This window comes from Actinomyces sp. ICM47 (assembly GCF_000278725.1).
Lineage (GTDB): Bacteria > Actinomycetota > Actinomycetes > Actinomycetales > Actinomycetaceae > Pauljensenia.
Map to the genome: position 1 here is coordinate 1 of NZ_ALCA01000135.1, position 19,130 is coordinate 19,130.

General features: G+C 64.1%; 12 protein-coding genes, 1 tRNA gene and 1 pseudogene. 6 read left to right on the forward strand and 8 right to left on the reverse strand.

The window, feature by feature from the left end:
• Nucleotides 1-158: 158 nt before the first annotated feature.
• Nucleotides 159-248 (reverse strand) — tRNA-Ser (locus tag HMPREF1136_RS09675).
• A 228-nt stretch (nucleotides 249-476) separates the two neighbouring features.
• Here HMPREF1136_RS09675 and HMPREF1136_RS09680 point away from each other — a divergent pair.
• Together HMPREF1136_RS09680 and HMPREF1136_RS09685 are read left to right on the forward strand one after the other, a co-directional pair.
• Nucleotides 477-2,486 (forward strand): OPT family oligopeptide transporter, encoded by a 2,010-nt coding sequence (locus HMPREF1136_RS09680; protein ID WP_009649166.1) that lies wholly within the window; start codon nucleotides 477-479, stop codon nucleotides 2,484-2,486.
• A gap of 253 nt (nucleotides 2,487-2,739) precedes the next feature.
• Complete coding sequence (locus HMPREF1136_RS09685) at nucleotides 2,740-4,350, forward strand: glycoside hydrolase family 2 TIM barrel-domain containing protein (RefSeq protein ID WP_034505753.1); 1,611 nt, start codon at nucleotides 2,740-2,742, stop codon at nucleotides 4,348-4,350.
• Nucleotides 4,351-4,511: 161 nt separating this feature from the next.
• Here HMPREF1136_RS09685 and HMPREF1136_RS09690 read toward each other — a convergent pair whose 3' ends face one another.
• Nucleotides 4,512-9,086, reverse strand: coding sequence for an acyl-CoA dehydratase activase-related protein (locus tag HMPREF1136_RS09690; protein ID WP_009649169.1), 4,575 nt, complete (start codon nucleotides 9,084-9,086; stop codon nucleotides 4,512-4,514).
• 424 nt (nucleotides 9,087-9,510) lie between these two features.
• On the opposite strand from HMPREF1136_RS09690, the gene HMPREF1136_RS10965 reads away from it, so the two are divergent.
• From HMPREF1136_RS10965 to HMPREF1136_RS11315, 3 genes and pseudogenes are all read left to right on the forward strand, one after another.
• Nucleotides 9,511-9,867 (forward strand): hypothetical protein, encoded by a 357-nt coding sequence (locus HMPREF1136_RS10965; protein ID WP_009649175.1) that lies wholly within the window; start codon nucleotides 9,511-9,513, stop codon nucleotides 9,865-9,867.
• A gap of 4 nt (nucleotides 9,868-9,871) precedes the next feature.
• Nucleotides 9,872-10,492, forward strand: a complete 621-nt coding sequence (locus HMPREF1136_RS09700) for a nucleotidyl transferase AbiEii/AbiGii toxin family protein (RefSeq protein WP_051023573.1) — start codon at nucleotides 9,872-9,874, stop codon at nucleotides 10,490-10,492.
• A 589-nt stretch (nucleotides 10,493-11,081) separates the two neighbouring features.
• Nucleotides 11,082-11,579, forward strand: a pseudogene (locus tag HMPREF1136_RS11315) (Abi family protein); the annotation flags it as partial.
• Nucleotides 11,580-12,041: 462 nt separating this feature from the next.
• On the opposite strand, the gene HMPREF1136_RS09705 reads toward HMPREF1136_RS11315, so the two are convergent.
• Together HMPREF1136_RS09705 and modA are read right to left on the reverse strand one after the other, a co-directional pair.
• On the reverse strand, nucleotides 12,042-14,063 hold the full coding sequence (locus HMPREF1136_RS09705) for an ABC transporter permease (protein WP_009649173.1): 2,022 nt from the start codon (nucleotides 14,061-14,063) through the stop codon (nucleotides 12,042-12,044).
• Between the two features lie 9 nt (nucleotides 14,064-14,072).
• Nucleotides 14,073-14,873 carry a molybdate ABC transporter substrate-binding protein gene (gene modA, locus HMPREF1136_RS09710; protein ID WP_009649167.1) on the reverse strand — a complete coding sequence of 267 codons (801 nt, stop codon included), beginning with the start codon at nucleotides 14,871-14,873 and terminating at the stop codon, nucleotides 14,073-14,075.
• A gap of 341 nt (nucleotides 14,874-15,214) precedes the next feature.
• Here modA and HMPREF1136_RS09715 point away from each other — a divergent pair, with 341 nt between their 5' ends.
• Nucleotides 15,215-15,727 (forward strand): molybdopterin-binding protein, encoded by a 513-nt coding sequence (locus HMPREF1136_RS09715; protein ID WP_009649162.1) that lies wholly within the window; start codon nucleotides 15,215-15,217, stop codon nucleotides 15,725-15,727.
• A gap of 207 nt (nucleotides 15,728-15,934) precedes the next feature.
• Here the strand turns inward: HMPREF1136_RS09715 and HMPREF1136_RS11320 are convergent, their stop codons facing one another.
• From HMPREF1136_RS11320 to HMPREF1136_RS09735, 4 genes are all read right to left on the reverse strand, one after another.
• A complete protein-coding gene (locus HMPREF1136_RS11320) occupies nucleotides 15,935-16,159 on the reverse strand; it encodes a hypothetical protein (RefSeq protein WP_009649172.1) in 225 nt (74 codons plus the stop codon).
• 170 nt (nucleotides 16,160-16,329) lie between these two features.
• Nucleotides 16,330-16,860, reverse strand: a complete 531-nt coding sequence (locus HMPREF1136_RS09725; RefSeq protein WP_009649174.1) for a choline-binding protein E — start codon at nucleotides 16,858-16,860, stop codon at nucleotides 16,330-16,332.
• 142 nt (nucleotides 16,861-17,002) lie between these two features.
• Entirely contained in the window at nucleotides 17,003-17,653 is a 651-nt protein-coding gene (locus tag HMPREF1136_RS09730) for an RloB family protein (RefSeq protein WP_034505758.1), read from the reverse strand.
• Between the two features lie 8 nt (nucleotides 17,654-17,661).
• Entirely contained in the window at nucleotides 17,662-18,978 is a 1,317-nt protein-coding gene (locus tag HMPREF1136_RS09735; protein WP_009649168.1) for an AAA family ATPase, read from the reverse strand.
• Nucleotides 18,979-19,130 lie beyond the last annotated feature (152 nt).

Sequence of the window (19,130 nt, forward strand, 5' to 3'; positions counted from 1 at the left end):
CCGAGCGAAGCTCGCGGCGCGGACGGCTCGCGGGCGGGCCGCCGCCCACGGGCACACCAAGCAGCCCGGCCCCAGCACGCACACACGCGCACACGCACGCGCTCACACGCCATTCAGGCATAACAAAACCGCCCGGCCCCATTGGGGCTGGGCGGCAGTGGCGGTAGCGCTGGGATTTGAACCCAGGGTGGCTGTGACACCACACAGCATTTCGAGTGCTGCACCTTCGGCCGCTCGGACACGCTACCTTACCCGGATACTCTACTACATGGACCCCCGCAGAGCGCAAATCGACCGGGCAGGTTGGGATCAGGGCCACACAACGTCACAAGATCACACTGCGGCACGCAACACGGGCACCACCTCAGCATGTAGAACGGTTGAAAACAAAATTAAGTAGCCGCATACCATTCACGACAACGCATACATGCTCTACTCTTGCAGGGTATCTATTCAACGCAGCGAAAGGATTTTTCGTGTCTGCGCCAACTGCGGCGAAGCAAACGTCGCTCAAAGAACTGACCCTGCGCGGCATCATCATCGGCGGCATTATCACGCTGGTGTTCACAGCCGCGAACGTGTACCTGGGCCTGAAGGTTGGTCTGACCTTCGCGACCTCGATCCCGGCAGCCGTCATTTCGATGGCAGTTCTGCGCTTCTGGGGAGATCACACGGTCCAGGAGAACAACATCGTTCAGACGATTGCGTCGGCGGCGGGCACGCTGTCGGCGGTCATCTTCGTTCTCCCTGGCCTCGTGATTGTGGGCTGGTGGAGCGGTTTCCCGTACTGGGAGACCATGTTCGTGTGTGCGGTCGGCGGTTCGTTGGGCGTCATGTACTCGATTCCTTTGCGTCGCGCGCTCGTGACGGGTTCGGACCTGCCATACCCCGAGGGTGTGGCCGGCGCTGAGATCCTCAAGGTCGGCGATTCGAAGGATGCCGGTGAGGACAATAAGCGCGGCCTGCTCGCGATCACCTGGGGCGCCCTGGCCTCGGCGGCGATGGCCCTGTTCGGCTATCTGAAGGTGACGGCCTCCGAGGTCGGTGCCGCCTTCAGGATCGGCTCGACGGGCACCATGCTCTCAACCTCCCTGTCGCTCGCTCTCATCGGCGTTGGTCACCTGGTCGGAATGACGGTGGGCGTCGCGATGCTCATCGGCATGCTGACTTCCTACGGTGTCCTGTTGCCCCTGTACGCGAATGGCCAGCTGGAGGGCGCTGAGGACCTGACCGATGCTCTGTCGACGGTCTTTAAGACGGATGTGCGCTTCATCGGCGCGGGCGTCATGGCGGTCGCCGCCATCTGGACGCTCATCAAGATCATGGGCCCGATCGCCCGCGGCATGTCCGAGTCGCTGCGCGCCTCGCGCGGCGCCAAGGAGGACGGCGCGCAGATCGACCGCACCGAGCAGGACATCCCCGGCAAGTGGGTCATCGTTTCCATCTTCGTGGCCATGATTCCGATCGCGGGCCTGCTGTGGTGGTTCATGCGCGGCACGCAGATCGAGCACAACACGGCCGTCCTGATCGCGGTGTCTGTCCTCTTCATCCTGCTTGCGGGCCTGCTGGTCGCGGCTGTCTGCGGTTACATGGCGGGCCTGATCGGTTCGTCGAACTCGCCGGTGTCGGGCGTTGGCCTGCTGGTTGTCGTCATCACGGCGGTCGTTATCCTGGCGGTGCACGGTCGCGGTTCGACCACGGAAGAGAACACGGCGCTCATCGCCTACACGCTGTTCACCTCCGCGATCGTGTTCTGCATTGCGACGATCGCGAACGATAACCTGCAGGACCTCAAGACCGGCCAGCTGGTGGGTGCGACCCCGTGGAAGCAGCAGGTTGCCCTGGTCATCGGCGTCGTCTTCGGTTCGCTGATCATTCCTCCGGTCCTGGAGCTGATGCAGAACTCCTTCGGTTTCCAGGGTGCGCCGGGCGCTGGCCCGGACGCGCTGGCGGCCCCGCAGGCCTCGCTGATTTCTTCGCTCGCGAAGGGCGTCCTCGGCGGCGGCATCGACTGGAAGCTCCTGGGTATCGGCGCGGCGATCGGCGTCGTCGTCATCATCATTGACGAGGTCCTACGCCCCGCGTCGAAGGGCAAGCTGGCCCTGCCCCCGCTCGCGGTCGGCATGGGCATCTACCTGCCTGCGTCGCTGACGATCCTGATCCCGATCGGCGGCCTGATTGGCTTCCTGTACAACCGATGGGCTGACAAGCAGGCGGACGTGGAGCGCGCGAAGCGCTTCGGCACGCTGGCTGCGACGGGCCTGATCGTGGGCGAGTCCCTGTTCGGTGTCGTTTACGCGGGCATCGCGGGCGCGACGGGGTCGGAATCCCCGCTGGCGCTGCCGTTCATTCACGATGGCTTTACTCCCATCGCGAACGTGCTCGGTATTGTGTTCTTCGCGGGTGCGACGTGGCTGCTGTACGGCTTTGCCCGTAAGATCACGCGCGACGCGGATCGCGATTCGGCGGCGAAGGCAGCGGAGTAGACCGCTCTGGGCTGACCTGATCGCTCATCTTTCCCCGGCCTCGTTCATTCACATGGACGAGGCCGGGGTTGCTTATGTGCTCATCTGCCCCCAGTGGGTGGGAACTTACGCCCACTGGGACGGACATAAATCCCACGATGTGACCACCGAATCGCTTGACACCTGGGGATTAAGCCCATGTCAAGGCACATTTGACTGCAATTCAGTAAAATTTAGGCTTCCATGACTAACAAAAGAATGATACTTTTATAACATGAGTCACATCCTGGAACCGGACGTCACGTGGCTGCGGGACCCAGGGGCGTCGGTGAACCGTTTGACGGTGCACGCGACGTGGAGGTCACGCAGGCCACTTCAGCTGCTCTCAAGCACCTGGCAGGTTACCGGTGTCACTGGCACCGCCTCGGAGTTCATTGAAAGGGCCCCTTCTTACCAACATTTCGGCGCGACATCCGTGCCCGGCATCCTGGAGCTGGATGACACGTGGATGCGCGGTGAGGCCCAGGCCCGCGAGGAGGACGCCTCCCGTTCCGACGACACAGAGGACTGCGACCTGGCGCGCGCCTCGATTCTGCGTCGCGAGTTCATTTTCGATGCTCCCTTGAAGGAGGCGGTCGAGCGCGGTTGGATGATGACCTTGACCTTCGGCGGGTTCTCGGGTCCTCTCTACGCGTGGGTTGATGGAGCCTTCGTTGGTTTCTGTGCGGATGGTTTCATTCCCGCGGCCTTTGACGTAACCCGCGCACTACAGCCCACCCACACGCATACACTCGCTGTTTTGCTGATGGATTCGCCGGTGTGCTGCCACGGCCTGTTCCGCGAGGTGTCGCTGGAGGCGCGTCCCCCGGCACACATTGTGGATCTTGTGCCGGTGGCGTCCCACGACGGGCGCGCGGGCGCCCTGACGCTGCGCGTCGAAACCACGGGCGGCGTCGAGGTGCACGCCACCTTAGTGAACGAGGCCGAGCAGGCGGAGCTATGGTCTGCCTTCGGGTCGCCCGACGAGGTGTTCGAGGCTCGTGGACTCGAGGTGCTCCCGTGGAGCGCGGAGGAACCCGCGCTGTACCGGTTGATCGTGACGCTGCGCGACGAGGAGGGGATCAAGGACACGGTGTCCCTTGACCTTGGTTTCCGCAGCATTGAGGCAACGTCCCAGGGGTTGACCCTGGGCGGTAAGGCCTTGATCTTGCGAGGTGTCACCCGCAACGAGTGTGACGGGCGCACGGGCTTGGCGGTCAACTTGCCGGAGATGCTCGACGACATCGTGTGGTGTAAGCAGCACGGCGTCAACACGGTTGTGATCGCCGACGCACCCGGGCACGCGCGTTTCCTGGAGTTGGCCGACGAGTACGGCCTGTACGTCATCGACTGCACGTCAGCCCTGTATGGTCCGGGGGCCGCACGCAACGAGGCAATCGAAGCGGCGATCCGCCGCGACCGCGCCCACCCGAGCGTCATCGCCTGGGCGCTGGGTGATGAGGAGGACGAGGTCCGCGCCGCCCGTTCGCTCGATCCGACGCGCCCGGAGTACTCCCAAGCGTGCTTCCCTAACCTACACAAGGTGCGCGGCGAGGAGCTGCACTACGCGCCGGTGACGGTTGCGCCCTCGTATTCGGGGGTGACGGTGCGGAACCACATGACGTTTACGTCAACGGCGGACCTGGAGTTCTTGTGCCGCGTCGTCAACGAGGGTCGCGTGACGTGGGAGTACTCGGCGTCCTTGGATGTGGCACCCGGAGAGACGGGGTTCCTCTCGGTGCCGTGGCCTTCGCCGGGGCTGCGCGAGGTCTCGGTACGCCTGTCCTACAGCACGGGGTGGGCACCGGCGGGCTTTGAGATCGCGCACGGAGACTTGTCGATGTAGCCGTGTAAACAGTCGGATAGATGCGTGGGGGGTGACTCGCTCGAGTCGCCCCCCACGTCTGTCTGTGCGCGACGAGGCCGTGGCCGGGAACCGGGGAGGGCCGCCTCAGGCGACGAGGCCCGGGAGGGAACCCAGGCCTCGTCAACGAAGGAACGAAACGGTCAGCGGAAGGCTGCGCGCCTCGTCGGGATGGTCGGCATGCCGAGCATGACGGAGCCGGACCCGCCGCACGATGCCGGCTCTTCGACGTCCACGAGCTGCAACACGTCGCCATCGCGCGCCTCCGGGTCCTGTAGGGCGGTGGCGAGCATGAGCTTGATGCGGTTGAGCTGGTTGACCTCGGAGGCACCCGGGTCGTAGTCGACGGCCACGATGTTGGCCTCGGGGTAGCGGGTGCGCAGCGCCCGGAACATGCCCTTGCCGACGATGTGGTTAGGCAGGCACGCGAAGGGCTGGGCGCAGATGATGTTCGGGCAGCCGTGTTCGATCATGTCGACCATTTCGGCGGTCAGGTACCAGCCTTCACCGGCCTGGTTGCCCAGGCGCGCGATGTCCTGGGAGCGCTCGATCATTTCTTCGATGGGTCGGTGCGCCTCGAACTTGCCGTTCGTGGCCGCGAACGCGCGGTGCACGGGCTTCTCGTACTTCTTGAGCGCCCACAAAACGATCGGCATGATGTAGCGCTGCTTGCCGTCGATGCCTAGGTTCTCCTTGTCCCACGCGGCGGTCGCCACGGAGTTGTGGAAGAACTGCATGAGGCCAGGCAGTTCGGCCTCGCAGCCCTCGGCCTCGATGACGTCGACAGCGTGGTTGTTGGCGTCCGGGTGGAACTTCACGAGGATCTCGCCGACAAGGCCGACGCGCGGCTTGCGCGGGATGTCGCGCAGCGGCAGGGCGTCGAAGGCGCGCACGCATTCGCGGATAAGCTTCCCGTAGGAGACGCGTCCGCCGAGGGCCGCCACGCGTCCCGACGTGATCCACTCCTGGACGTAGCCGTCCCACGTGCGGTACAGCTCCATCGCGGAGCCGGGCTCGGCCTCGTAGGGGCGCACGCGCAGCAGCATCGACTGGATGGCATCGCCGATGACGAAGGCCTGGATGGCCTTGTGGATATGGGTGGCGCCCAGACGGAAGCCGGGGTTGTCCTCAAAGCCCTGGACGGACAGCGCGATGACGGGGACCTGCGGGTATCCGGCGTCGCGCAGGCCCTTGCGCAGCAGAGCCGCGTAGTTACTGGCGCGGCACATGCCGCCCGTCTGCGTGATGCCCACGGCGGTACGGTCCGGGTCGGCGCGCCCGGAGATGAACTCGTCGAGGAGCTGACCGATGACCACGATCGCCGGGTAGCACGAGTCGTTGTTGACGTATTTCAGGCCGACCTCCATGGAGGTGCGGCTCGTGTGTTCGAGGACGCGCACTTTCAGCCCCGCGCTCGCGAACAGCGGGGTGAGGAAGCGGAAGTGGATCGGGGACATCTGGGGGGCCAGGATCTCGTACCCGGCCTCGCGCATCTCCTCGGTGAAGACCGCGCGGGGCTGGATGTGGCCGGCTGCCTCCTCGCGGGCGGCGTCGCCGGAGGGGTCACGCAGGGTGGCGGTGTCGACGGAACCCGACACCAAGCCCACGGACGAGGCGGGGGCCAGTTCCGCTCCATCCGTTCCGTTTTCGCCGTCCCCGGCCCCGGCCTCGTCGATGGTGGAGGCGAGGGAAGCGCGCTCGGTGATCGCCGCGTCGAGGGAACGCAGGCGGATCTTCGCAGCGCCCAGGTTGGAGACCTCGTCGATCTTGAGGACGGTGTGCACGTCGCCGCGGCCCTCAAGAATTTCCTGGACCTGGTCGGCTGTGATCGCGTCGACGCCGCAGCCGAAGGAGTTGAGCTGGACCATCTCGAGGTCGGGTTCGTCGCCGACGCGGGCGGCGGCCTCGTAGAGGCGCGAGTGGTAGGACCACTGGTCGAGGACGCGCAGGGGTCGCTCGAGGCGCGCGTCGATGATGGAGTCCTCGGTGAGGACAGCCATGCCGAGGCCGACGATGACCTCGGGGATGCCGTGGTTGATCTCGGGGTCGAGGTGGTAGGGGCGGCCCGCCAGCACGATGCCGCGCACGCCGTGTTCACGCATCCACTCGATCGTTTCAACACCCTTCGCGCGGATTTCGGCCTTGACGGCGGCGTCTTCCTCCCACGCCTTGTCCAGCGCAGCCTTCATCTCCTCAACGGGGATGTCGTAGCCGTATTCCTTGAAAGTCTTGGACAGGTGGGCGGGCAGGTACTCGCGGTTACCGAAGTTCACGAACGGGCTGATGAACTGGGTGCCGGGCTCTGCCAGGCGCTCCATGTTATTGCGGATGACCTCGGGGTAGGTCGCCACAATAGGGCAGTTGAAGGAGTTCTCGGACTCGGTGAGCTTCTGCTCGAAGTCGACGCAGGGGTAGAAGATCGTCGTGATGCCCTTGTTCAGCAGGGACTCGATGTGTCCGTGGACGAGCTTGGCCGGGTAACACACGTTCTCCGAGGGGATGGACTCCATGCCGGTCTCGAAGAGGTCGTGGTTGGAGCGTCCCGAGATCATAACGCGGAAGCCCAGCGCGGTGAGCATCGTGAACCAGAACGGGTAGTTCTCGTACATGCCGAGCACGCGCGGGATACCAATGTCGCCGCGGAAGGCCTTCTTCTCGGTGAGGCGGCGGTATCCGAAGATCCGCTTGTACTTCCAGTCGTAGAGGTTGGGCAGCTCCGACTTCTTGGGCACGCGCTCCAGGGAGGCGCCGCGCTCGCAGCGGTTGCCCGACACGTGACGCTCGCCGTTGGAGAACGTCGAGATCGTCATCTGGCAGTGGTTCTGGCACAGGCGGCAGGTCTTGCGCGTCGTGTCCACGCTGAAGCCCTCGAGGGCCTCGATCGTGGCCAGGGACGAGGTCCCCTCCCCCGTGTCGTGCATGCGCGCGGTGAGGGCGGCGCCGTAGGCACCCATGAGGCCCGCGATGTCGGGGCGCACGACCTCGCGGCCGGTGAGCAGCTCGAAGGCGCGCAGCACCGAGTCGTTGAGGAAAGTGCCGCCCTGGACGACGACGCGTTCACCCAGGTCCGAGGGCTCCTTGAGCTTGATGACCTTGTAGAGGGCGTTACGCACGACGGAGTAGGACAGGCCGGCGCTGATGTCGCGCACGTCCGCGCCTTCCTTCTGCGCCTGCTTAACGGAGGAGTTCATGAACACCGTGCAGCGGGTGCCCAGATCCACGGGGGACTCGGACTCCATGGCCATGCGCGCGAAGGAGCGCACGTCGGTGCCCATCGTCTGCGCGAAGGTCTGCAGGAAGGAGCCGCAGCCCGAGGAGCAGGCCTCGTTGACGGAGATGGAGTCCACCGCGTGGTCGCGGATGCGCAGGTACTTCATGTCCTGGCCGCCGATGTCGATGACGGAAGTGACGCCGGGGCAAATGAATTCGGCGGCGCGGTAGTGGGCCATCGTCTCAATCTCGCCCTCGTCCATGGTGAGGGCGGCCTTCACAAGGCCTTCGCCGTAGCCGGTCGCGCACGAGCGGCCGATCTCGCAGCCCTCCGGCAGCGCACTACGCACAGCACGCACGATGTCGACGGCCGCGGCCACGGGGTCGCCCTCGTTGGAGGCGTAGTGGGTGAAGACGATGCGGTCCTGGGAGTCGATGACGACGGCCTTGATCGTCGTGGAGCCCGCGTCGATGCCGAGCCAGCAGCGGCCCTCGGCCTCGTCGAGGCTGGCCTTGGGGATGACGTCGAGGCTGTGGCGGGCGATGAACTCCTCGCGGTCCTCGGGGGTCGCGAAGAGGGGGTCCATGCGCGGGGATTCGACCTGAACGGGGGCGGCGGCGAGGCGCTTCATGAGGGTCGTGAGCTTCTCGCCGCGGGTGTCGACGGAGGTTGCGCCCGCTTCCTCGGCCTGACGTTGTTTTTTGGCGGCCTCCTTCTCGGCGAGGAGGGCCGCGCCAATCGCGACGTAGAGCTGGGCGTCGTCGGGGGTGACGAAGGCATCGGCCTTGGGCAGGAGGGCTTTGTAGGCCTCGCGCAGGGCGGGCAGGAAGTGCAAGGGGCCGCCGAGGAACATGACAGTTCCGCGGATCGGACGCCCGCACGCCAGGCCCGCGATGGTCTGGGTGGCGACGGCGTTGAAAATGGAGGCGGCCAGATCCTCGTGGGCGGCACCCTGGTTGATGAGGGGCTGGATGTCGGACTTGGCGAAGACGCCGCAGCGTGAGGCAATCGGGTAGAGCTGGGTGTGGCGGGTCGCCAGTTCGCCGAGGCCGGAGGCATCCGTGTGCAGGAGGGTCGCCATCTGGTCGATGAAGGCGCCGGTGCCGCCCGCGCACGTGCCGTTCATGCGCTGCTCGGGGGTGGGGTGCAGGTAGGTGAGCTTGGCGTCCTCGCCGCCCAGCTCGATGACGACGTCGACCTCGGGGTGGAGGCGCTGGGTGGCCTCGGTGCCGGCGATGACCTCCTGAACGAAGGGGATTCCCATGGCCCGGGCGGTCGTCAGGCCGCCGGAGCCGGTGATGGCCGCGTGGACGCGGGCGCCGGGCAGGGCGCGCTCGACGTCGGCGAGGAGAGCCCCGAGCGATGCGCGCACGTCGGCGTTGTGACGACGGTAGTCAGAGAAGAGGCGACGGTTCCCATCCAGGACGACGGCCTTGACCGTCGTGGAGCCGACGTCGATGCCGAGCTGGTAGGGGCGCGTGGCCTCGTGGTGACGCTGCGTTGTCATGGGACCTCCTTGGATCACCCAACAACATAGGTCGCGGGTGTTGTCCAGTCAAAGGTATGGATTCCCTTCCCTAAAAACCACAGTAAAACGGCATAGATCCGGGGAAAATCACCTGTCCGACAGCGAAGGGTACGGAGGGGAAGCACAACACGTCCGACAAGAATTACAACATGTGAAGCGTTTCAAAATTAGACTCTTCAGCAAGATAGTGACCGTCATGGTTTGTCTGTACCCACGCGGCACCGCGCTGCCTACGCACCCACCCCGCCACGGCCTCGGCGTCAAATCCCCAACGAACACCAACAGCACCAAGCGGCTGAATCGTAGCTACCATGAACTTGCAGACAAGCCCGCCTCATCGCACGCTAAGCTAGTCATACGATACGAGCAGGCCGCCACGTCACAGGCCCGGGAGGGGATCAGTATGAGTGGACGTATCACGTACCGCGACACGAAACCCTTTTGTGTTCCCGCATCGCTTGATGAACTCGCGGGTCCATCCACGGGCATCGTGCATCTCCCCGTGCGCTTGAGCTGGGCACCGGGGGATGGTTCCTTTAGCCTTGATGACGACGGCGAACGAACGACGGTCTACCAATGCGTCATCGGTGAGGGCAGCGTGGAAGACCAACGACGCTACCTCAACTGCGACATCCTCAGCAACATGTGGCCAACACTGCGCCTTGACCTGGCGATCACAGCCGCATGGGAAAACCGCTTCAAGGCACTGTGCGGGAGGAACAGATGGCTCACTCTGTACAAGAGACGCAGCGCCAGCTAATCGCATGCGCACTCGAGGTCCTCGCAGATGCGGCTTCGCCCTCGCTGGTTCAGGCGCGATCCGTGAACACGGGATGACGCAGCGACCCACCAACGACATTGACCTCTTCACGGTCATGCAAGCCTCCACGCGGTTCCCTCACGCAGTAGACAGCCTCATTGAACACCTCACTGCCAACGACTACGACGTCACCATCGAACGCGTAAGCCCCTCTTTCGCCCAGCTCTCAGTCACACCACCGCACGGGGTTCCACTCAGCGTTGATCTCGCTATCGACTGGCGCGCCCACACACCTGTTCGCCTCGACGTTGGCCCCGTTCTTGACATTGAGGACGCCGTCGGCAACAAACTGAGCGCCCTGTACTCCAGGAGCTACCCCCGCGACTATCTCGACGTCGATGCGATCCGCTCCACCGGAACGATCAGCGATGCGCGCCTCATCGAGCTCCTTCAGGAACGCGACGCAGGCTTCGACGTAGGATTCTTTACAGAGTGTCTGCGCGGAGCACACAGCATCAGCCTGACACAAGTTGCGGCCTACGGTATCAATGCCTCGCAGCTCCATACAATCCAACAACGTTTCCACGCCTGGGCCGACGACATCGACAATCAATGCAACGAATAGCCGCAAAGACGGCGTGACTTCCTCCGACGTGAATCCCCACCACTCACAGACGAGGCATGCAACCTCGTCATGCCTGCCGTGCCTGCCCCGCCACGGCCTCGTCACGCCTTTAGCGCACGCCGTGCCTCACTCTTCCGCCCGCTAACCTTCTATTCCGCACGTAAACCCTCTTACCTGCACGTGGGCAGGGCCGCCCACGTACGGAATAGCGGGTTAGCGTGCGGATCAGAGGTCCCACACGCGGAAATAGCGGGTGAACGCGCGCCGCTTAGGAAGCATCCGCCGCGAGTCGGTGCGAGCTATTTCGCACAACCGCGCATTGAGGGCTGCGGATGAGCCAAACACACTGGCGTAAGTACTTCAATCCCAGCAGATCTCACAGATCGACCTTTGACTGGCGGGCACAGATAGCAGTAGACTGCTGCTACTACGTCAGATGCCCAGGGGTTCTGCTCCAGGGTATCGGGGGGTCGGATCTCAGATTCGGCCCCCTCATAATTTTCGGTACAGCGAGGTCCGCATGAAGCAGTGCATCACCGTTGATGAGCAGATTGCCCTACTGAAGAATCACGGAGTCTCCTTCGACCTCATGTCTGAGGCAGAGGCCCGAGAGTTCTTATATTCGCGCTCCTATTTCTTCAAAATCAAGTCCTACGAACGCAACTACACCCGCATCGAAAAGGATCGTTCTTACACCTACTCTGGACTCGACTTCGGCCACCTCGTCGAGCTGTCATACATCGATTTTACCCTGAGTCGCATCTGCCTCTCACTGGCGCTGAGTACCGAGCATTTTCTCAAAGTTCGACTCAATCAGCTCATTATGAACGATCCTAAACCGGACCTGTCAGAGGTGCTCGTGCGCCGCATTCTCAACGGCGACACATCCTCCATCCGCTCCAACCCCTACACCGAGGACATGTGGGTGGCGTGTGATGGCAATCCTTCCATCTGGCACCTGTGGGAATTGCTCCCATTGAACGAACATATCCGCCTCTACTCGTCTTACTTCGATTACAGAGGAGAGAGCGCTCCCTTCGCTCACCTGTTACTCATCGTACGTAAGCTCCGAAACGCTGTTTCCCATGGCAACTGCCTGCTCGCCGATGTCTCACGTCCTTCGGAACAGCGTCGTCAATCTGGGGGGCAGAAATACGACAAGGAGGTGACGCTCGCGGCCCTTCGTATGTGCGAAGTCAGCCCGCGTCGTAATTCCGGCAAGAAAAAGGCCCTCAACGAGGCACTGGATCGGCTCGTTGTCAACAACTTCGCTGCTGCCCTTCTCTGCCATCTCGAGTTCGCTGATTCACACAAAGCTCTGAACCATATGGTGGCTGATCTCAAGCATTTTAATGAGAGAATCGAGCGGCATCGTCCGCTGTTCTTCGGAGACTTGCACGTCGAAACCCCGCGCAATCAGCTCGTCAATTCAACACTGAGCGCCATTCAACGTCTGATCGTCGGATATTGCCGACAGGCAGAACGAAAACTCACGAAACTGACACCCATCGACTACTCAGCGGCTGTGACCAGACCTGTACACCCGGACTCACGCACGGGCGGCGACGGGGATTGCACGGACCTGGGTAGCCTTGACGCTCGCCCACAGGGAATCACCGACGCCGAGGCCCAGGTCGGCCCATGCGGACGCCGTGACCCTGGCGGTCACCGAGACTCCGCCCGCGAGCGCGACGCGCACGCTGACAAGGGAGCCGTCGACGTCGATGCCTGCGACGACGCCGGGTAGGACGCTTCGCGGCGAGGCGTGGGGTTCTTCGCGGGAGAGGGCGACGGCCTCGGGCGGGAAGGTGAGGGCGATGCGCGCCGACTCTTCTCCGGAGGTGGCGCCGTCGGAGGCCGCCCACAGCGTCCCCTCGCCGACGCGCACGCCGACGAGGCCGGGGCGGGCAACAGCCGACCCGGTGACGATGTTGAGTCCGGCCAGGCGGGCTGCGAACACCGACGTGGGCGAGGCGAGCACGCGGGCGGGTTCGCCTTCCTCGACGATGCTCCCCTCCCCCATGACGATCATGTGGGAAGCGAGGGCCAGGACTTCGGCAATGTCGTGCGAGACGAGCAGGGTCGTGATGCCCGCGCCCGTGAGGCGCTCGCGCAGGACAGCGGAGACCTGGGCGGTGGCTTCGACGTCGAGGGCAGCGGTCGGCTCGTCGAGGATGAGCACATCGGGGCGGAACACGAGCGCGCGGGCGATGGCGACGCGGGCGGCTTGGCCGCCAGACAGGTCGGAGGCACGCCGGTGGGCAAGGTCGGCGATACCCACGGCGCGCAACTGCTCGAGGGCGACTGCCCGGGCCTCAGCTCGCCCGACGCCGCGCACGCGTAGCGGGAACGCGACGTTGCTGAGGACGCTCATGTGCGTGAAGATGCGCGGCGCCTGGGAAACCATGGCAACGCCGCGCCGCCGCGCAGGCACGAAGGTGGCGGCGTCGTCGACGAGGCGCTCGCCGATCTGCGCGCGACCGGAGTCGAGCCGCAGAGTCCCGGCGACAACTTGGGCGAGCGTGGACTTGCCAGCACCGTTATGCCCGACGACGGCCGTCACGAGGCCTGGGCTCAGACGCGCGTCCACGTCCCAGCCGCGCTCACTCACCGTCCCGGCGACGCGGACAGCGGCGGCAGAAGCGTCGTCACCGGAATCACCGATGCCGGATTCTCGGTGAGCCGCCAGAGATCCATCGGCGCGTGCACCCGAGGCAATCCCAGACGCAGAACCGCACCCCGACCTCGTCGATGACAAACGCGAACGCACGAGGGAGGCGACGCTCCCCCACGGGGTTTCCGTCAGCGCGACGACGAGTGCCGCGACGCCGAGGAGTACGACGCCGAGCGCGAGGGCCAGGTCGGCATCGGACTCGCGTGCCAAGTAGATCTGGAGCGGCATCGTGCGGGTCACGCCCTGCATGGACCCTGCGAACGTGAGGGTCGCTCCGAACTCGCCGAGGCATCGGGCCAGCGCGAGAGCTGCACCGCGCCCCAGACCGGGCAGAACGGTCGGCAACGTGATCTGCCAAAAGACGCGCGAGGGCGAAGCCCCCAGGGAGGAGGCCATCTCGTCGAGGCCGCGCTCACGGGCGCGCAGCGCGGATTCGAGGGTGACGATGAGGAAGGGCAGGGAGACGAAGACCTGCGCGATGACGACGGCTGTCGTCGTAAAAGCGATGTCGAGGTCGGCACCGCTCAGCAGGGCACCCAGCGTCGAGCGCCTGCCGAAGGCCGAGAGCAGTGCGATGCCGGCGACGACGGGCGGCAGCGAGAGCGGCAGGGCGACGAGGATGCGAGCAGCGCGTACGCCCCGCCATGAGCGCGAGAGGATAAGTGCGGCGGGAACACCGAGGAGGAGGTCGACGCCGAGGGCCACAGCGCACGTGCGTAGCGACAAACTGAGGGCGGCGGCGGCCTCGGGCGTCGCGAGTGTGGTCCCTAGAGTTCCCCAGTTGACGCGCCCCAGCATGAAGGCGAGGGGCAGCAGCAGGAAGCAGAGGGCGAGCGCGCCGAGGCCCCCCGCCCAGACGGGCAGGGGGCTGACGGCGGGCGTCCTGCGTGAGGTCATGCGTCGACGCTACTTGACGGCAGGAGTGAAGCCAGCCTCACTGAGGAGGGCCTGTCCTTCCTCGGAGAGGACCAGGTCGATCCACTTCTGCCCGTAGTCCTTCTTCGTGGAGGCGCTCACGAGCGCGATCGGGTACTCGTTGACGGCCTCGTCGGCACCCTGGATATCGACGGTGTCAACGGCGTCACCCTCGGCCAGGGCATCGGACTTGTAGACGATGCCGGCGTCGGCCTGGCCGGAGGACACCTTGCCGCGCACGTCGGTGACGGCCTGTTCCTCGGAGACGGGGTGCAGGGTCACGCCGAGCTTCTCGGTGAGGGTCTTGGTGAGCTTGCCGCAGGGAACCTCGGGCGCGCAGATGACCAGCTTAACGCCGTCGAGTGAGGAGTCGAGACCGGTGATGCCCGCCGGGTTACCGGGCGTCGTAATGAGGGTGAGGCTGTTAGACGCGAAGAGGGTCTGGTCGTCGACCTGGGAGGCGTCGGCGGCCTTCTTCATGGTGGACTCGTTCGCGGTGGCCAGGACATCGACGTCTGCACCCTCGCCGAGCTGGGTGACCAGGTCCTGCGACCCGGCGAAGTTGAAGCGGACATCGACGTCCGGGTAGGCGGCCTCGAAGGAGGTTTCGAGTTCCTCGAAGGTCTCGGTCAGCGAGGCGGCGGCGTAGACGTTGAGAACGACCTCGCGGGAGGGGACCGTTGCGTTGTCGGACGAGGCCGTGGAGTCGGCGGCGGGGGTCGTGCCGCCCGAGCAGGCGGCGAGGGCCAGGGCGGCAGCACCCACGAGGGGGAGGAAGCGGAGGGAACGCACAGGGATCTCCTTTTGAGAGGGGATTGAACGCGATAAATCTAACAAGTGCAATGCGGCCAGGCAACAGGCCGCCACGACAACAATCTGCCGACTCTGGACGCCTTCATTCTCAAGGAAAATACCCCTACCTGTTTAATTCGCTCTCACCCCGCTTAAAAAACTCACGGGAGATCACCGACCTCCGATCCACCACACGAACCGCACCCGGAGCATGCAAGCCAGCAATTGCCTCGGCCCCACCGGACATAAAACGCACCCACACCCCGTACCCTCACAGCCCTCTCACACCCACGAAAGGGACTAGGATCACACTCATACGTAACCGCTTCTCGGAGGACACCATGCCCAAATCCGTCGACTACGACCTGAGCCAGATCAACGCCCACATCATCGCCTACTCGGACCGCATCCAGCGCGGCACGAAGGAGGATCGGGCGACCCCCGCATGCGTCGGAGCGCTGACTACGGCAGGCCTGGACCAGGTGACGATGGCCGCGATCCCCGAGAGCGCCGACGTCCTCGACACGGAAATCCGCGAGGCACTCGCCGCTGGCGCGCGTTTCATTCTGATCCTGGGGGGCTCGGGCTTCGGCGTGGGCAACTATGCGCCCGAAGTCGTCCGCTCGATCATCGAGGTCGAGATCCCCGGCATCGCCGAGCAGATCCGCGCCCACGGCCTGACCAACACCCCCCTGTCAGGCCTGTCCCGCGAGGTCGTCGGCGTGACCGCGCGAGACTCCTCGGGGGCGCTCATCATTTCCTCCCCCGGCTCGCGTGGCGGCGCGCTCGACACCCTCGAGGTGGTCACACCCCTGCTGCCCGCGATCTTCCACCAGCTCGACGAGCAGCGCTGACCACCACGCAGCAACAGACGAGGCCTCGGCTCGTTAGTGTCCGGGGGCGGCGGCGAGGCCTGGCCGGGCTTCGAGATCGATCACTCCGAGCCGTAGGCTCGAGTGTGGCGATCTCGCGGGCGGGCCGCCGTGGGCCGCCGCCCGCGGACACCGGAAACGAACGAGGCCGCGGCGCACGCACGCCACAGCCTCGTCGTTGTCGGAAGGTCAGCCCTTGCGTCGACGCAGGAACACGGCACCACCCGCGAGGACGACAAGCACACCGCCTCCGGCGATGAACCACCACAGGCTAGGGACGGGCGCCGCCGAAGAACCCGAAGACGCGGTCGTGATGACCGTGACGTTGCCGTCCGCGTCCTTCTGTTCAATGAGCGCCCCGGTCGCGTCGAAGTGGTACGAGATGCCGTCAACATCGAGCCACTGGTCGACCACGGCTGAAGCGGAATTGTTGAAGTAGTAGAGGTTGCCGGAGGGGCCGTCCCACCAGCCGGTTGTCGCAGCGGGGCGGCCCGCCTTGAACCACCACGCGCGCGGGGTCTCAGATTCGTATTCGTGGCCCCACTCGGAGTTGGAGACGCCGTCGTAGGTAATGCCGTCCTCATTTACTTGTAGATGATGTCGTCTGCGTTGGCGATGTGGTCGGAGTGGGCGTGGGTGCCCAGGTAGAACGCGACGTTGGTGTCGTTGACTCCCTGGTCGTCGAGGTATTGCAACAGCCAGTCAGTGGTGGAGGCGGCGGCCACCGCGATGCCGGTGCGCGCGGGGTAGCGCGGGTCGGAGCCATCGGGCAGGTCCGCATCTTCGCCGCCGTCGATGATGCCGTACCAGCCGCCGCTCTCGATGAGGATCGCGTCGGAGGATCCGGAGGAGAGGATAAAGATCTTCGTCTTCTCGTCGGTACTGGGCGCGAAGGTGAGGGTGGAGGCGCTCACGGTCGAGGCCTCGACAGACTTCGCGTTCGCCAGCGGGATCGTGGTGCCGGGCACCCACGAACCGGACTGGGTGCCGCTCTGAGCGCTGCTCTGGGGATCGTCGGAGCGGGCGGCCGGGGCGCTCGCCAGGGTCAGGGACGAGGCCGTGGCCACCACTGTGGCAAGCGCGAGGAGGGCTGTGCGGCGGGTGCGTGACGACATCGGAGGGACCTTTCGCGCGGGATTTTTGTTTGTAGAATATCGCGCAAAGCGCGCCCACCTGCGTCAATGCGCGGCGGGCGGCGCTTAGTGAGGATAATCGCCGGTTCCGCGGTTAGGAGGCGTAGCCGGCCCAGCGGCCGTTTTATTCAGAGTGTCGTGGCGACAACTGGTCGAGCCATGCGATCAATTCGGGCATGTCGGTCCAGGGTGCCGCGTCCCACGCGGTGACACCCTTCGCAAAGCTTGTCCGTCGGTGTTTTACCCGTGAGCAGGCGTCGTCGGTTTGATCGATGAGCCACTCGGGGATGCTCATCCCTTTCGAGTAGGTTCCCTGCTTCCACTTGTTTTCTAGCTCCTTGCAAGCGGAAACGGCGGTCCGACTCGAGCATGTGTTCGCGCAGTGATAGACGAACCACGCCTCGATGCAGGGATTCGATAGCACCACGCCGCGAGGCAACCTCGACTGCTCTGTTAACCACTTCTGCAGGTTCTTGGCGTGGGGTCTATTCTCATCCACGTCGCAAACGATCCAGGCACCGCTGACGCTCTCGGGTCCCAGCTCTGCTGCTTTCCGTTTGACGTTCACCAGGAGATTCTTGAGCGAGGATTCGTCACCACTCCCGCAGAAATCAAAAGCAAATGCTCCCCGATAACGGTGCTGATTGAGCGCCTTGAGATACTTTTTTTCCGTAGCGCCTTCGACCGCGAGGAGGACAAGGGGCTTCACCTGTTTGCTATGAGAGCGACCCCTGAACCCACGTGAGGCTTTCCTCGTCGGTGCCTTCTTGCCCACATCGCCTCCTAGAGCCGCGGAACGCCGCCAAGGCGACCCGACATGTACATCCGCTGCAGGTCACTGCCTGACCGAATGTCGGAAGCAGGGAAGTCCGTGAGCCTCGTGAGTTCTGAGCGGTGATCGTTCTTCTCCACCAGCCAAATCTCATCGCGCCGCAGAAGGTCAACGCGGAGTAGATGCAGCTCATGCGTCGTAAAGATCAGCTGGCGCTGCTCGTCGGGTCCCGATGCATCCAGGAACAGCCGAATGAGCTCCTCCGTAAGCTTCGGATGAAGCGAATCTTCGAGTTCGTCGATCAGGTAGACCCCGGAGTGCTGTCTCTTTCCCGCCCAGTAGAGAATGGGCAACAGGTTGAGATAACGGATGCTACCGTCGGATTCCTGCTCGAGGGGCAGCCGAAACCCCTTGTTTCCACCCCCATGCACGGTGACAAGACGCTCATAGACAACATGTTCATCCTCTGCCAAGCGAGCGCGGAAAACGGCGCCACTCTCCGCATTGAGGTACGCCTCAGAAGTGTTATCGAGCAGCTGTCCCTCGACCTCATCAAGGATTTTTTCTTCTGCAGGCACCTTTGCTCGAGGCACCTCTATGAAGCAGATGTCGGAGATGCCCGTGTCAGCGGCTGTCAACCCCTGCCCAACAGCGGTACGAAAATCCTCATCGTGCGCGATTTGCTGCGGCATGAGGATGTAACGTGCTCCCCGCTTGAGGATTGTCAGGCGCTTAAACCATTCGATGACGGAGCCCAGAAGACTCTTCTCATCATCGATGAATCCCGCATTGAAGCAGGTTTCGAGGAAGAGGCGATTTGGTTGCACCGTCTTCGACGCCGCATCGAGGGACACGTCGTCCTCAAGATCGCCATAGAGAGAGACCTCCTGGCCGCGGCGTTCAAAGACCGCCTGCTCATCTTCCGAGCGCACGCGATAGAGGGACTCTTCGACGATTTCTCCCGCGTTGAACGCCACCTCGTAGTAGACGATAGCCTTGCGATTCGACGTCGCATCCTGTACATCGAGGACGATTTCGACGCCAATGACGCTGGGCCTGTTGGCACCGAAGAGAAGGTGCGGGTGATAGTGCAGGCGTTGCCCACGCTTACGCGGCTCGCGCAGCATGACCTGCAGGTGGGCGAGAGCATCGAGGAGAGTAGATTTCCCCGCCGCATTCGCACCGTAGATCGCAGCAACGGGAAGCACGCGATTCTTGCTGCCGAGGTAGAGGGTCTCTCCGTGGCGGCTTTCTTTGCCCGCAATCATCGTAAAGTCGACCGGTTCCGAGAAGCACTTCCAGTTGTCAAGGTGCAGGACTCGCAGCATCGCACTCTCACTTTCCCACTTAGATGTAAAAATTCTACATCTTCCCAGGAATGAATTCCAGGTGCTCTACACCACCCAGTCCGTTGAACAACCGAAACACCACGAAAAACGCCACACACAAAAGCCGCCCGGCCGCTTCCATGTGCGGCCGG